This window comes from Arthrobacter sp. ok909, assembly GCF_900104405.1.
Lineage (GTDB): Bacteria > Actinomycetota > Actinomycetes > Actinomycetales > Micrococcaceae > Arthrobacter > Arthrobacter humicola.
In genome coordinates this window covers 19,638-33,658 of sequence record NZ_FNJS01000045.1, presented here as the reverse complement: position 1 = coordinate 33,658, position 14,021 = coordinate 19,638, and the positions used below count along the sequence as shown (strand labels likewise).

At 67.5% G+C, this 14,021-nt stretch carries 13 protein-coding genes; 3 read left to right on the top strand and 10 right to left on the bottom strand.

Features of this window, described 5'->3' with window-relative positions; translation table 11 throughout:
* The 7 genes from BLR03_RS22135 to BLR03_RS22105 form a co-directional block, all read right to left on the bottom strand.
* The coding region (locus tag BLR03_RS22135) for an aldehyde dehydrogenase family protein (protein ID WP_139184644.1) at nucleotides 1–941 on the bottom strand (941 nt) is incomplete at its 3' end.
* A gap of 19 nt (nucleotides 942–960) precedes the next feature.
* Nucleotides 961–1,794, bottom strand: coding sequence for an HpcH/HpaI aldolase family protein (locus BLR03_RS22130; protein WP_175460665.1), 834 nt, complete (start codon nucleotides 1,792–1,794; stop codon nucleotides 961–963).
* Nucleotides 1,779–2,564, bottom strand: coding sequence for a 2-oxo-hept-4-ene-1,7-dioate hydratase (gene hpaH / locus BLR03_RS22125; protein ID WP_091256552.1), 786 nt, complete (start codon nucleotides 2,562–2,564; stop codon nucleotides 1,779–1,781). The genes BLR03_RS22130 and hpaH overlap by 16 nt, the downstream gene beginning before the upstream one ends.
* 97 nt (nucleotides 2,565–2,661) lie before the next feature.
* Nucleotides 2,662–3,750, bottom strand: a complete 1,089-nt coding sequence (gene hpaD, locus BLR03_RS22120; protein WP_091256550.1) for a 3,4-dihydroxyphenylacetate 2,3-dioxygenase — start codon at nucleotides 3,748–3,750, stop codon at nucleotides 2,662–2,664.
* 49 nt (nucleotides 3,751–3,799) lie between these two features.
* On the bottom strand, nucleotides 3,800–5,314 hold the full coding sequence (hpaE, locus tag BLR03_RS22115; protein WP_091256548.1) for a 5-carboxymethyl-2-hydroxymuconate semialdehyde dehydrogenase: 1,515 nt from the start codon (nucleotides 5,312–5,314) through the stop codon (nucleotides 3,800–3,802).
* A gap of 62 nt (nucleotides 5,315–5,376) precedes the next feature.
* Nucleotides 5,377–6,096: a GntR family transcriptional regulator gene (locus BLR03_RS22110; RefSeq protein ID WP_175460664.1), complete on the bottom strand. Its 720-nt coding sequence runs from the start codon at nucleotides 6,094–6,096 to the stop codon at nucleotides 5,377–5,379.
* Nucleotides 6,089–7,576 carry a fumarylacetoacetate hydrolase family protein gene (locus BLR03_RS22105; protein ID WP_091256547.1) on the bottom strand — a complete coding sequence of 496 codons (1,488 nt, stop codon included), beginning with the start codon at nucleotides 7,574–7,576 and terminating at the stop codon, nucleotides 6,089–6,091. Before BLR03_RS22105 ends, BLR03_RS22110 begins: the two co-directional genes overlap by 8 nt.
* Before the next feature lie 225 nt (nucleotides 7,577–7,801).
* On the opposite strand from BLR03_RS22105, the gene BLR03_RS22100 reads away from it, so the two are divergent.
* Nucleotides 7,802–9,712, top strand: a complete 1,911-nt coding sequence (locus BLR03_RS22100; protein WP_091256545.1) for an FAD-binding monooxygenase — start codon at nucleotides 7,802–7,804, stop codon at nucleotides 9,710–9,712.
* 138 nt (nucleotides 9,713–9,850) lie between these two features.
* On the opposite strand, the gene BLR03_RS22095 is transcribed toward BLR03_RS22100, so the two are convergent.
* A complete protein-coding gene (locus BLR03_RS22095; RefSeq protein ID WP_091256544.1) occupies nucleotides 9,851–10,312 on the bottom strand; it encodes a hypothetical protein in 462 nt (153 codons plus the stop codon).
* A gap of 394 nt (nucleotides 10,313–10,706) precedes the next feature.
* On the opposite strand from BLR03_RS22095, the gene BLR03_RS22090 reads away from it, so the two are divergent.
* A complete protein-coding gene (locus BLR03_RS22090) occupies nucleotides 10,707–11,528 on the top strand; it encodes a GAF domain-containing protein (RefSeq protein WP_091256542.1) in 822 nt (273 codons plus the stop codon).
* A gap of 23 nt (nucleotides 11,529–11,551) precedes the next feature.
* Here BLR03_RS22090 and BLR03_RS22085 read toward each other — a convergent pair whose 3' ends face one another.
* The gene (locus BLR03_RS22085; RefSeq protein WP_091256540.1) at nucleotides 11,552–12,145 is read right to left on the bottom strand and encodes an NADPH-dependent FMN reductase; all 594 of its coding nucleotides are present in this window, start codon (nucleotides 12,143–12,145) and stop codon (nucleotides 11,552–11,554) included.
* A gap of 262 nt (nucleotides 12,146–12,407) precedes the next feature.
* On the opposite strand from BLR03_RS22085, the gene BLR03_RS22080 reads away from it, so the two are divergent.
* Nucleotides 12,408–12,887, top strand: coding sequence for an Hsp20/alpha crystallin family protein (locus BLR03_RS22080; RefSeq protein WP_091256539.1), 480 nt, complete (start codon nucleotides 12,408–12,410; stop codon nucleotides 12,885–12,887).
* Between the two features lie 54 nt (nucleotides 12,888–12,941).
* On the opposite strand, the gene BLR03_RS22075 is transcribed toward BLR03_RS22080, so the two are convergent.
* The gene (locus BLR03_RS22075; protein ID WP_091256537.1) at nucleotides 12,942–14,003 is read right to left on the bottom strand and encodes an acetylxylan esterase; all 1,062 of its coding nucleotides are present in this window, start codon (nucleotides 14,001–14,003) and stop codon (nucleotides 12,942–12,944) included.
* Nucleotides 14,004–14,021: the final 18 nt, after the last annotated feature.

Genomic DNA, 14,021 nt, shown 5'->3' with positions numbered 1-14,021 from the left:
GATGCCTGGACGAGGAAGCGGTTGGCCGCGGTGCAGGCCTCGCCCATGTTCCGCATCTTCGCGGCCATCGCGCCGTCCACGGCCTGGTCCAGGTCGGCGTCCTCGAAGACAATGAACGGGGCGTTGCCGCCGAGCTCCATGGAGGTGCGCAGGACATTCCGGGCGGCGTCGGCCATGAGGCGCTTGCCCACCGGGGTGGAACCGGTGAAGGAGACTTTCCGGAGCCGGGAATCGGCGAGCAGCGGCCCGGAGATCCCGGCGGCGCTGGCGGAGGCCACGACGTTCAGGACCCCGGCGGGCAGGCCCGCGTCGAGCATGGTCTGCGCGAAGAGCTGGGCGGTCAGCGGGGTGAGCTTGGCCGGCTTGAGGATCATGGTGCAGCCCGCGGCGATGGCGGGCGCGACCTTGCGGGTGGCCATGGCCAGGGGGAAGTTCCAGGGGGTGATGAGCAGGCACGGTCCCACGGGCTTTTTCTGGACCAGGATCTTGTTCTTGCCCTCGGGGGTGGTGAGGTAGCGGCCGTAGTCGCGGACTGTTTCCTCGGAGAACCAGCGCAGGAACTCGGCACCGTAGGCCACCTCGCCGCGGGCCTCGGCCAGCGGCTTGCCCATCTCCAAGGTCATGAGCAGGGCGAAGTCCTCGGCCCGCTCGGTGACGAGGTCAAACGCGCGGCGCAGGATTTCGGCCCGTTCCCGCGGTGCGGTCCGGGCCCAAGAAGCCTGGGCCGCGTCGGCGGCGTCGAGCGCGGCCAGGGCGTCCTCGCTCGTCGCGGACGCCAGGGTGGCGAGCACCTCCCCGGTGGCGGGGTCGTGGACGTCGAACGTGCCGCCGTCGGACGCACCACGCCACTGGCCGTTAATGAGCAGGCCGGCAGACACGGAAGCGAGCAGCGCCGCCTCACGCTCGGGTGAAAGGGCAGGGGTGATCGCGGAAACAGTCATAAGGAGGTCCTAAAGGGAGTCAGTAGCTGGTCGGGGTTTCGGCAGGCGCAACCGCCGGGCCCGGCGGGATGTATTCGGCCGCAAGGGCCTCGGAGCCGCGGGCCAGCAGAGCCACATCGGCACCGACCAGCACGAAGGCGGCGCCGGCGGCCAGGTAGGCGCGGGCCGTTTCCGGGTTGAAGGCGTTCACGCCGGCGGGTTTCCCGGCCGCTGTGGCGGCGGCGAGGCAGTGTTCGACGGCGGCGCGCACCCGGGGGTGTTCCTGCTGGCCGAGCAGTCCCAGGGAGGCGGCGAGGTCGGACGGTCCCAGGAAGATCGCGTCCACCCCGTCCACCGCCAGGATGTTCTCCACGACCGCGACCGCGGCTTCGGATTCGATCTGCACGGTGACGCTGATGGTATCGGAGGCGCGGGCGAGGTAGTCGGGGACCCGGTTCCAGCGCGCGGCCCGGGCCAGGGCGGACCCGACGCCGCGCACGCCGTGGGGCGGGTAGCGGGTGGCGGCCACGGCGGCCTCGGCCTCGGCTGCCGAGTTCACCATGGGGATCAGCAGGTTCTGCACGCCCAGGTCCAGGTACTGCTTGATGAGCACGGTGTCGTTCACGGGCGGCCGGACCATAACCTGCACCGGGTAGCCGTGCACGGCCTGCAGCTGGGCGAGGATGGATTCGAGCCCGTTGGGGCTGTGCTCGGCGTCGATCAGGAGCCAGTCGAGGCCGGAGCCGGCGCAGAGTTCGGCCACGAGGGGGCTGCCGGAGCAGACCCACATCCCGGCCAGGGGGCGGCCGGCAGCGCCGGTTTGGTTGCGCAGGGCGTCCCGGAAGGTTTCATCTGGATTTACTCGAAGCGGCATGTCACGACTCCTAGGGGTCCGTAATCGGCGTGGACGGTATCTCCCTTGTACACCCAGAGGGGCCGGGTGAAGGAGCCGGCGAGGATGATGTCGCCGCCCTTCATGCCGTCTCCGTGAGCGGCGATCTTGTTGGCCAGCCAGTGCACCCCGTTGGCGGGGTGGTCCAGGACGCCGGCGGCGACGCCGGTCTCCTCGACGGTCTGGTTCTTGTAGAGGATGGCAGAGACCCAGCGCAGGTCGACGGCGTCGGGCTTCACCGGGCGGCCGCCCACCACCATGGCGCCCATGGCGGCATTGTCTGCGATGGTGTCCACGATGGTTCGGCCCTCCATGTCGATCCGGGAGTCCAGGATTTCGAGGGCCGGAACCACGTAGTCGGTCGCGTTCAGGACGTCGAAGATGGTGCAGCCCGGACCGGTGAGGTCCTTCTTCAGCACGAACGCGAGTTCCACTTCCACGCGCGGGTGGGTGTAGCGGTCCCAGTCCACGGAGCAGCCGGTGTCCAGGACCATGTCATCGAAGATGGCGCCGTAGTCCGGCTCGGTGATGCCGGTGGCGGCTTGCATGGCCTTGGAGGTGAGCCCGATTTTGCGGCCGACGAGCCTGCGCCCGGCGGCCTCGTTGCGGCTCCGCCACAGCTGCTGGACGGCGTAGGAGTCCTCTACGGTCATGTCCGGGTAGCGGGCGGTCAGGCGGGGGACAGGGGTCCGGCTGCGGCCGGCTTCCAGCAGTTCGTCTGCGATGGCCTCGATGGTCGCGGGGTCAAGCATTCGGGTGCTCCTCAGGTGGTCGGGCGGTGGGGGCCGGGGCGGTCCCGCCTCCGGCGGAGGCGGGACCGCCGGCCCGGTTCGGGGTTTACAGCCGCGTTTAGAGCTGGGCGCCGAGCTTGAACCCGGTCTTCTCTCCGGCGTGGCCGTCCTCGTCCTTGCGGGTGTAGGAGAACCCGTCGGCGCCCACGGTCACGGCCATTTCGCTCTTTTCCTCGCGGACAATGACGGGCTGCGGGTTGCCGTCGAGGTCCAGGACCAGGGAGGCCTCGGTGTACCAGGACGGGACCACGGGGTTGCCCCACCAGTCGCGGCGCTGGTTGTCGTGCACGTCCCAGGTGATAGTGGGGTTGTCCGGGTCGCCGGTGTAGTAGTCCTGGGTGTAGATCTCCACGCGGTGCCCGTCCGGGTCCAGGATGTAGAGGTAGAAGGCGTTGGAGACGCCGTGCCGGCCGGGGCCGCGTTCGATCCTGTCGGAGATCCGCAGGGCGCCCATCTTGTCGCAGATCTGGATGATGTTGTGCTTCTCGTGCGTGGCGAACGCGACGTGGTGCATGCGCGGCCCGTTGCCGCCGGTCAGGGCGGTGTCGTGCACGGTCTGCTTGCGGTGCATCCAGGCGGCGTAGGTGACGCCGTCGGAATCCTGGATGTCCTCGGAGACGCGGAAGCCGAGGTCCTCAAGGTACTTGCGGCCGCGCGGGACGTCGGGGGTGACCTGGTTGAAGTGGTCCAGGCGCACGAGCTCCCCGGCGGAGTAGAGGTCGTAGCGCTGGGTGAGGCGTTCGACGTGCTCCACCTCGTAGAAGAACTCGTAGGGGAAGCCCAGCGGGTCCTCGACGCGGACGGCGTCGCCGATGCCCTTGGTGAAGCCGTCCTCGCGGCGTTCGGTGCGGCAGCCCAGTTCCTTGTAGTAGGCCTCGGCGGCGTCCACCTCGGCGGGGGACTTCACCCGGTAGGCGAAGGCCGCGACGGCGGCGATGGGTCCCTTGCGGAGCACCAGGTTGTGGTGGATGAACTCCTCGAGGGAGCGCAGGTAGATGGCGTTCTCGTCTTCCTCGGTGACGTGCAGGCCCAGGAGGTCCACGTAGAAGGCGCGGGATTTGGCGAGGTCGGTGACGACGATTTCCATGTAGGCGCAGCGGACGATGTCCGGAGCCGGGACAGTGGGGGTGGGGACGAAGTTGGTCATGGTGTTCTCTCTTCTTTGAAAGGGGTCTGCTTGGCGCCGGCGTGAAAGCTCAGGCGCCGAATTTCGGCGTATGAACAGGGCCCAGGGTGATGTGGACGGCCTGCTGGTCGGTATAGAAGTCGATGGAGCGGTAGCCGCCCTCATGGCCCAGGCCGGAGGCTTTGACGCCGCCGAACGGGGTGCGCAGGTCGCGGACGTTGTGGCTGTTGAGCCAGACCATGCCGGCTTCAACGTTCTGGGAGAAGTTGTGCGCGCGGGTCAGGTTCTGGGTCCAGATGTAGGCCGCGAGCCCGTACCTGGTGTTGTTCGCCAGGGCCAGGGCTTCCTCGTCGGAGTCGAACGGGGTGATGGCGACGACGGGGCCGAAGATCTCCTCCTGGAAGATCCGCGCGTCCGGGGCGACGTCGGCGAACACGGTGGGGGCGATGTAGTTGCCCTCGGGCAGGTGGTCCGGGCGGCCGCCGCCGGCCAGCAGGCGGCCTTCGGACTTGCCGATTTCCACGTAGGAGGCCACCTTGGCGTAGTGCTCCGGGTGGACCAGGGCGCCGACCTCGGTCTTGGGGTCGTGCGGGTCGCCCACCACGATGTTCCTGGCGCGGGCGGCGTACTTCTCGCAGAATTCCTCGTACACGGCGCGTTCCACCAGGATGCGGGAGCCGGCGGTGCAGCGTTCGCCGTTGAGCGAGAAGACGCCGAACAGGGCGGAGTCGATCGCGGCGTCGAGGTCGGCGTCGGCGAACACGACACACGGTGACTTGCCGCCGAGCTCCATGGACAGGCCCTTGAGGTTGGCCGCGGCGTTGCGGAAGATCGTCTGGCCCGTGGTGGTCTCGCCGGTGAAGGAGATCAGCGGCACGTCCGGGTGCTTCACGAGCGCGTCGCCGGCCTCCTCGCCCAGGCCATTGACGAGGTTGAACACACCGTCCGGGAGCCCGGCGTCCTTGAAGATCTGCGCCCACAGCGAGGCCGAGAGCGGGGTGAATTCGGCCGGCTTGAGCACCACGGTGTTGCCGGTCGCCAGCGCCGGGGCGAGCTTCCAGGACTCGAGCATGAAGGGCGTGTTCCACGGCGTGATGAGGCCCGCGACGCCGATCGGCTTGCGGTTGACGTAGTTGATCTGGGCGCCCGGGACCTTCATGGCGTCGTCGAACTGGGCCACGATCAGGTCCGCGAAGAAGCGGAAGTTCTCGGCCGCGCGCAGCGCCTGGCCCTTGGCCTGGGTGATGGGCAGGCCGGTATCGAAGGTCTCGAGCTCGGCGAGGCGCGCTTCCTGGGCTTCGACGGCGTCGGCGATCCGGTTCAGGACGCGGGCCCGCTCGCGGGGCTTCATCTTCGGCCAGGGGCCGTTGGTGAACGCTTCGCGGGCGGCGGCGACGGCGAGGTCGATGTCTTCCTTTTGCCCGGCAGCGGCGGTGGCGTAGTTGGTGTTGGACACCGGGTCCAGGACGTCGAAGGTTTTGCCGCCCACGGAATCAACGAATTCGCCGTTGATGTAGTGCTGGATGTGGGTGGGAAGGTCCTGCGGAACGTAGTGGGTCCGGGTTTCTGCGGCAGGGAACGTCATTGTTGTCTTCCTAACTAACTGAGAGTGCAACGCGGGGTCATTTACGGCCCATGTTGGGCCGCTTAATGGGCGCTAAGCGACCCCGCGTTGCTTTGGGCAAGGTACGCGTCCAGGGTGGCGCTGCGGTGGAGGCGGGCGGCCTTTTCGATCTCGTCCGGGCTGGCGCCGGACTCGATGAGGTGCAGCAGAGCTTCGTGCTCGTCGACGGAGTCGTGGGCCCGTCCCGGGACGAAGCGGAACGTGGAGGACCGCAGGGATGCGAGCCGGTTCCAGCCCCGGTGGACGAGGTCCAGGATGTGCGGGTTAGGGCAGTGCTCGAACAGGACGCTGTGGAAGTCCTGGTTCAGCCGGGTGAAGCGGACGGGGTCGAAGTGCTGCAGGCAGTCGCGCATTTCCTCGTTTACTGCCCTGGCGCGGGCGACGTCCGCCGCCCCGATTAGCGGAGCCGAGAGGGCCGTGGCGGCGCCCTCGACGATGCTGAGGGTCTGCATCGTGTAGAGGTACTCGGTGGGGTCGATCCCGGAGACAGTGGCGCCGACGTTCCGTTCGAACGTCACCAGGCCTTCGGCTTCGAGCCGGCGGATCGCCTCCCGGACCGGGACCACGCTGACGCCCAGATCCTCGGCGATCTTCGCGAGCACCAGCCGGTAGCCGGGGGAGTAGGTGCCGTCCACGATCCGGGCCTTGACGGTCGCGTAGGCCTGCTCGGACTTGCTTCCGGGGGTCCCGTTTGAGGACACGGTGGCTGCCCCCGCGCCTGCGGCGCTGGCCGTCTCAGTCATTGGTTTTGCCTGCTTCCCATTCCTGGTACCGGGCGCGCCATGCGGCGTTGAGCGGGTAGAGGCCGTCCACGCTGTGGCCCTGCTGCACCATCTCGAAAATGAAGACTTCCTCGCGTTCCTGGGCGATGGAATCGTCCGCGAGCTCTTCGGCCAGGGCCGGCGGGATCACCAGGATTCCGTCGGCATCGGCAACGATGATGTCCCCGGGCTGCACGGTGGTGCCGCCGCAAGCGATGGTGATGTCCGTGTCCCACGGGATGTGCCGGCGGCCCAGGACGGCCGGGTGCGGGTTGGCATAGTAGGTCGGCATGTCCATGGCGGCCACGGCGGAGAAGTCACGCACACCGCCGTCGGTGATGACGGCCGCGGCGCCGCGGACCTGCGCGCGCAGGGCCAGGATGTCGCCGATGGTGCCGGTGCCCTTTTCGCCGCGGGCTTCCATCACGAGGATCTCGCCCTCGTTGACGGAATCGATGGCCTTCTTCTGGGCGTTGAAGCCGCCGCCGTGGGTCTTGAAGAGGTCCTCGCGGTTGGGGACATAGCGCAGCGTGCGGGCCAGGCCGACGATCCGCTGGCCCGGACGGGTGGAGGTGAGGCCGTCGATGCTGACGTTGTTCAGGCCGCGCTTGCGCAACTGCGAGGACAGGGTGGCCGTGGACACGCTTTCCAGCTTCGTCTTCAGCTCCGGGGACAGGACGGCCGCCGGCGACTCCGGTGCCTGGGCCAGTAGCCCGGCCGCTTCACGCGAACCGTAGGCTTCCTCCCGCTGGAGATCATCAGTCCTGGGCCGGGCGCCGAAGTCCGCGAACGGCGTCGTGCCTTCCGCCACCCGGGTGACCAGCCGGCCGGTGGTCAAGTCAGCGCTGCTGACTTCCACCTCGACGACGTCGCTCGGCTTCGCCACCGACGCCCCGGCGGGGGTGCCGGTGAGGATGATGTCCCCCTCTTCGAGGGTGAGGAGCTGGGAGAGGTCGGCGACGAGCCGGGCGAACGGGAAGAGCAGGTCCGCGGTGGTGTCGTCCTGGACGAGGTCCCCGTTGTGCCAGGTGCGGATCCGCAGCTTGGCCGGGTCGACGGTGTCGGCGGCAATCAGGCCCGGGCCCACGGGGGTGAAGCCGTCGCCGCCCTTGGACCTTAAGTTGGAGCCCTTGTCCGCATAACGGAGGTCATAGACGCCGAGGTCGTTGCTGGCGGTGACCCACTCGACGTGGCTCCAGGCGTCCTCGATGCCCACGCGGCGGGCGGGCTTGCCGATGATCAAAGCGATCTCACCCTCATAGCCGAGGAGTTCGCAGCCGGCCGGGCGTTCCACGGTTGACGGGGCTTCTGCCGAACCGACAGCCAGGGAGGACGACGGCTTCAGGAAGTAGGAGGGCTGCTCGGGGGTGCGGCCGCGCTGGGCTGCCCGGCTGGGGTAGTTGATATGCACCGCGATGACCTTGCGGGCCGCGGCCAGGATGTGGTCGGTGACCTGTTCCAAGATTTACTCCTCATCGAGTACGAAATCGTATACGATAACTATCACCCGGCGACCGGGGGCGCGTCAACCCCTTGTTTTTCGGGAGTTTTCAAGACACTTGTAACCCATGTCATATCTGCCGTACAGTTTGGGATCAGAGGTTCATTTCGATTATCGAACACGACGTTCTGATATCGAACACAAAAAGCAGCGATTGACCGCCACACAACGAAGTGAGGAAAGCCCGTGCATTTCCACCACCACGGTTACGTATCCGGTGACCCGCGAGTCCAGCCGGCCGCCGGCGTCGGCATCGACCGGCCCGCGCAACTTCCCGACCAGGTCGACGTGCTCATCGTCGGCACCGGACCCGCGGGCATAGTCGCAGCCGCCCAGCTGTCCCAGTTCCCCGGCGTCACGACCCGGATCGTGGAGCGCCGCGGCGGAAGGCTCGCCATCGGCCAGGCCGACGGCATCCAGGCCCGGAGCGTCGAGACCTTCCAGGCCTTCGGCTTCGCGGAGCGGATCATCGCCGAGGCCTACCGCATCACTGAGATGGCCTTCTGGAAGCCGGACCCCCGGAACCCCGCGAACATCGTCCGCAGCGCCCGCACCCTCGATGACCCGGGCGGAATCAGCGAGTTCCCGCACCTCATCGTGAACCAGGCCCGCGTTCTGGATTACTTCGGCGAGTTCATGGCGAATTCGCCCACCCGCATGACGCCGGACTACGGGTATGAGTTCGTCGGCCTCGAGGTCGCCGGCGAGGGGGACTACCCCGTCACCGTGACCCTCGTCCAAACAGCCGGACCCGACGAGGGCCGGACGCGCACCGTCCGGGCGAAGTATGTTGTCGGCGCCGATGGCGCGCGGAGCAAGGTGCGGGACTCGATCGGCTGCACGCTCGCCGGCGACAAGGCCAACCACGCGTGGGGCGTCATGGACGTGCTCGCCTCCACGGACTTCCCCGACATCCGCCTCAAATGCGCCATCCAGTCCCATGACGGTGGCAGCATCCTGCTCATCCCGCGCGAGGGCGGGCACCTCTTCCGCATGTACGTGGATCTCGGAGAGGTCGCCGAGGATGACAACGGGGCCGTCCGCAAGACCACCATCGAGCAGATCATCGCCAAGGCCAACGCGATCATCCACCCGTACACGCTCGACGTACGCAACGTGGCCTGGCACAGCGTGTACGAGGTCGGCCACCGCCTCACCGACCGGTTCGACGACGTGCTCCCGGAGGAGCTCGGCACCCGCACGCCGCGCGTGTTCATCACCGGCGACGCCTGCCACACGCACAGTGCCAAAGCCGGCCAGGGCATGAACGTCTCCATGCAGGACGGCTTCAACATCGGCTGGAAGCTCGGCCACGTGCTCGAGGGCCGCAGCCCGGTCAGCCTGCTCTCCACCTACTCGGCCGAGCGCCAGGTTGTCGCGAAGGACCTCATCGACTTCGACAAGGTGTGGTCGACCCTCATGGCCAAGAAACCCGAAGAGTTCGAGAACCCCTCCGAACTCGAGGACTTCTACGTGCGCACCGCCGAGTTCCCCGCCGGCTTCATGACCGAGTACTCGCCGTCGATGATCGTCGCGGAAGCGACGCACCAGAGCCTGGCCGCGGGCTTTCCTGTGGGCAAGCGTTTCAAGTCCGCCCCGGTTGTGCGCGTCTGCGACACCAATCCGGTCCAGCTCGGCCACCAGGCCACGGCGGACGGCCGGTGGCGCATCTACGTCTTCGCCGACGGGGCAGCGCCAGGACAACAGTCGGCGGCGCCGTCACCGACCACGGACCTGGCCGCGTGGCTGGCCAACGCGCCGGACTCGCCGCTTGCCGCCACGCCGGAGGGCGCCGACGCCGATGCCTGGTTCGACGTCAAGATCATCTACCAGCAGGACCACACGGGGATCGACATTGGCGCGGTGCCGGCACTGTTCAAGCCGGAGGTCGGACCGTTCAAGCTCCCGTACCTTGAGAAGGTCTACGGCACCGATCCGGCGGCGGACATCTTCGAGCTGCGCGGCCTCGACCGGGGCGGCGTCATCGTGGTGGTGCGCCCGGACCAGTACGTGGCCAACGTCCTGCCGCTGACGGCAACGGCGGAACTCGCCGCGTTCTTCGCGTCCGTCCTGCGCGCCCGCACGCGCATCGGCTGATCCGTGGCCCCGACAAAGTAAACAACCGCACAAACGGCAGGCTGCAGTCTCAACGCAGCCTTCCGTTCCGTTATCCCCGCGGGCTTTTCGGCCGTCTGACCGCCAGGTCAATGACGTCTGCCCCGCGACGTCAGCGCACTAGCACTTAACCTCGGTCCGGAGGTCAGTGATCGCGGCCTGGACGCGCGCGGCCTCGTCGCGGAGGGAACTAGTCGCCTGGGTCAAAGTGGCGTCGTCCGGCACCGCCTTGACGGCGTCGTTGAACTTGGCCTCGGCCGACTTGACGGCATCCGCCCGCTGTTGGGCGAGGTCACCGGTCGCCTTGACGAGATCGTCGTAGGTCTTCGTGACTTGTTCCTGGGCCGTACGGACCTGCTCTATCGTGGCATCAGGCTTCAGCGTGTCCTTGAAATTTGTCAGCGCCGCGGCATGGGCATCGGCCGCAGCGCAGACCTCCGACGTGCTCGGTGGGGGGCTCGAGGCGGACGCGGGCGCACTGGAGGTGCCCGCGGGTGTGTTGGCGGGGCTGCACCCGGTGAGCAGTGCGACGGCGGCTCCGAGTGCGATGGATCCCACGAGAATCGGGTGGGGTTTCGACATTGGAAGTTCCTCTCCCCGCTGGGTGTCGCCTCCGCGCATCGGAGGCCATATTTCATCGTGTGCCCGGACGCGGGAGTGGACCTCATCCGCCGGGGGTGAAATGGGGGGGGCGGCCAACCAAGGCCCCGGGCAGGGCACAATGGCTCTTTTAGGGCCGGGCGGACACGGGTATTAATGGTGGTGCCACGGCGGAAGGGGTCGTCCGCGACTGGTGTTGAAGCCGGGGCAGGCGGTCCAGGGCGGCACGCAAGTACTGCCCTGGGCCGCCGCGGCGCGGCCGTTGAGGCGGATCCTTGGCGCTGACAGATTGGGTGGCGCCGCTGAGTCCGCGCGGACGTATGCTGTTTTCATCGGTTCAGCAGTGAGCTACGTGCTTCGATTTCGAGCGTGGAACATGACCCAAGGTACTGCAGCAGACAGCAGGCGGGATCCGCATGCCGCGTTCTGGGACGCGCATTTCAATGACCCGGATATCGGTGCCTTCCTCGGCGAGGTTGTCAGTGGGCTTGTCCGCGACATCGGCGGTCCCAGCCGCGGGATCAGCTGGGCAATCACACTTCTCCGGTCCGGGGAAACCAGCACGCTCATCGCCGGCAGTGCACTGTCGCGGGCGGCGGACGAAGCGCAGCGCTCCTTCGACGACGGCCCGGCGCGCGAGGCGGTTCGCAGCGGAGAATTTGTGGTCATGGGGGACACCTCCTTCGAGCGCCGCTGGCCCGGGTATGCCAGCACCGCAGCTGCCGAGGGCGTCCGGTCGCTCGTATCCGTTCCGCTGGTCCCCGCGGAGGGTTTCCGTGCCGCGGTGAACCTCTATGCCCCGTGGCCGCATGTTTTCACGAGTGCGGACATCACGGCAGCGGTGCGGCTGGCCCGCCAGGTGTCCCGGGCGCTGCTTCTGGTCCAGCAGCTGATGCTCAGGTACGCGGGGAGTGCCGATCTTTCCTCGGCGCAGCTCTCCCGGGTGCTGGCCGGCCTGGCTTTAAGAACGCTGGTGCGGGACTACGGGTTTAGTGAAGAGGGAGCCCTGGACTATCTTCGGAGCGTCGCGGGTGGCCCTGTGCGCGAACCGGCCGGCGGCACGGTCCATGTCCTCGTTGCCGATTCCGGCCAGGGCGCGGAAGTGCCTCCGCCCAGCCCGCCACTGGCCCCGGTGCCCCGCGCTGTGGAGGCTCCGCCTGTCCGTCGACGGCGGCGGAGGGTGGAGAGCCCGGCCTAGGCACAGGGCGAACCCGCGAGTGCTTAGGCGGCGATGCCGGGTTCATTTCCGTGGGAGCGGTCCGGCCGGAGGACCTTCAGGGCGCCGGCCCAGGCAATCACTTGATCAAACAGGATCTGCAGAGTCTTCTCCGTGGCCGCGGTGGGGATCAGGGTGCGGTAGTTCTCGAACTCCGTGGCAAAGGGCAGTGCCACCTGGGCCCGGACGTCTGCCATCTGCAGCTCTCCGGCAACTCCCCGCAGGTGTTCGACGGCGCGGATGCCGCCGCTGCTTCCGTAGCTGACGAAACCGGCCGCCTTGTTGTTCCACTCCTTGTACAAGTAGTCCAGAGCGTTCTTCAGTGCCCCGGGGATTGAATGGTTGTACTCGCCGGTGACGAAGATGTAACCGTCGAATCCGTCGACAGCCTCGGACCAGGCCTTGGTGTGCGGGTGGCTGTACCGGCCGAAAGAGGGCGGCAGCGGCTCATCGAGGATCGGGAGGCTGAAATCGGCGACGTCGAGGACCTCAAAGGTGGCATCGCCGCGTTCGGATGCCCGTGAAGCTACCCAGTCGGCGACGGCCTGTCCGAGGCGTCCGGGCCGGGTACTCCCGAGCACGATAGCGATGCGAATCATGGCGGACTCCTTTCCGGCGGATGTTTTCTTGCCACTAATAGAACAACAACACGGACGGCGCGATGCTTCCGCAGCCGTGACTGGCCGACGCGCAGGGTCGTACTTTGCCGGCTGGCGGTTTCTTGCCCCGCCGGCTGACTCCGTGTGGTGCTGTCAGGTGCTTGGCGCGGGCCTTTAGTCCCTGCCCGGACCCGGTCCGCGGGCGTCTACTGGAGGTACCAGCCGTTTGGGCAACCAACCACAACTCTCCGGAGGATCTGTCATGTCTGATTTGCACAAATGGTCACCGTTCCACCGCTGGCCGGACACATCCCGTACCAGCCCCTCTGATGTGTTCCGCAGGTCCCCGTCGGACCTGATGGACTTCATGGACCGGTTCTTCCAGGAAGAAAACCAGCCGATGCCGATCCGCGTCGAGGAGTTCCTTGACGGCAACACTCTTGTTATCCGGGCCGAAGCGCCCGGGCTGGATCCGGACAAGGACATCGACGTCTCGGTGGTTGACGGAGCCCTCCAGATCCGCGCCGAGCGCAAGGAAGAAAAGGAAGAGAAGGGCAAGGACAGCTACCGGTCCGAGTTCCGGTACGGCTCTTTCCTTCGCACCCTGCCGCTGCCCGCGGACGTGAAAGAGGAAGACATCAAAGCCACCTACAAAGACGGAGTCCTCGAAGTCCGCACGCCTGTACCGGAGCGCGCCCTGGCCGAGTCCAAAGCGACCAAACTCCCCATCACCCGGGAGTAACCCCGCCAGTCAGCTCTCGGGCGGCTGCCCGGGAGCTGCCAGCAAACCGAGCACTTAGCGGGCCAGAAGTTCCGCGACGTAGCCGAGCTGGCTGACCCAGTGGTGTTCCTGGCCGCCCTCGTGGTTGTTGAAGCGGTAAACCTCAATGGCTTTCGCCGGGACAGCCCGCGGGGCTGCCGCGCCAGCTGCCTCACCCAAACGCGACCCCGGCACTGCCGCCGCGCCCGTGCCATAGGCGTTGTACGCTGCAAAGACGGTCGACGGCGGGCAGATGTCGTCCATCAGCGCCGCCGAGAACAGCGCCGGCGCCGTGGCGCGCCGGCCCAGGTGCACGCCGTCGAAATAGTTCAGGACCGCAAGCGCGGGCTCGTAACGGTCCCGGTGACGGGCCAGGAAGCCGGCGATTTCCGGGTAGGGCCCGCGCGGGGCGATGTCGACGGCGCGCGGAAAGTCCTGCAGGAACGGCACATCGGCCATGGTGCACAGCACGCCGTCCAGGCGCCCGGCCGCCAATCCGGCGGCCGCGATGGCCAAGCCTCCGCCCTGGCTCAGGCCGGCCAGCAGTACCTTCGAGGCATCCACCTCGGGATGCTTCTGCACGGCTTCGATGGCCCGGAAGGCGTCGACGAAGACGCGGCGGTAGTAGTAGTCCTCCCGGGAGGAGAGGCCGCGCGTCATGAGCCCGGCGTAGGCCACGTCTCCGGCCGACGCGTGCGGATCCGCGCTCTCGCCCAGGCTGCCGCCGTAGCCCTGGCCCCGGGTGTCCATGATGAAGTGCGCATACCCGGCCTGCGCCCACTTGGTGTCCTGCTGGACCAGCCCGCGGCCGCCCGAATAGCCGACGTACTGCACCACCACAGGCAACGTCCTCCCGGCGCCGCGGTTTGCCGGCAGGTGCAGCCAGCCCTTGATCCGGGCTCCGCCGAAGCCCGCGAAAGAGACGTCAAAGCTGTCAATGACGCTCAGGTGGTTCTCCACCTGGACGTAGACGGCGTCCAGCGGGAATTCCCGGGCCTCGGCAATGGTCAGGTCCCAGAAGTCATCGAAGTCTTCCGGCTCGACGGCGGATGAGGTGTAGCTGCGCAGCTGATCCAACGGCATGTCGAAGAGGGGCATGGGGTCTCCAGATGTGAG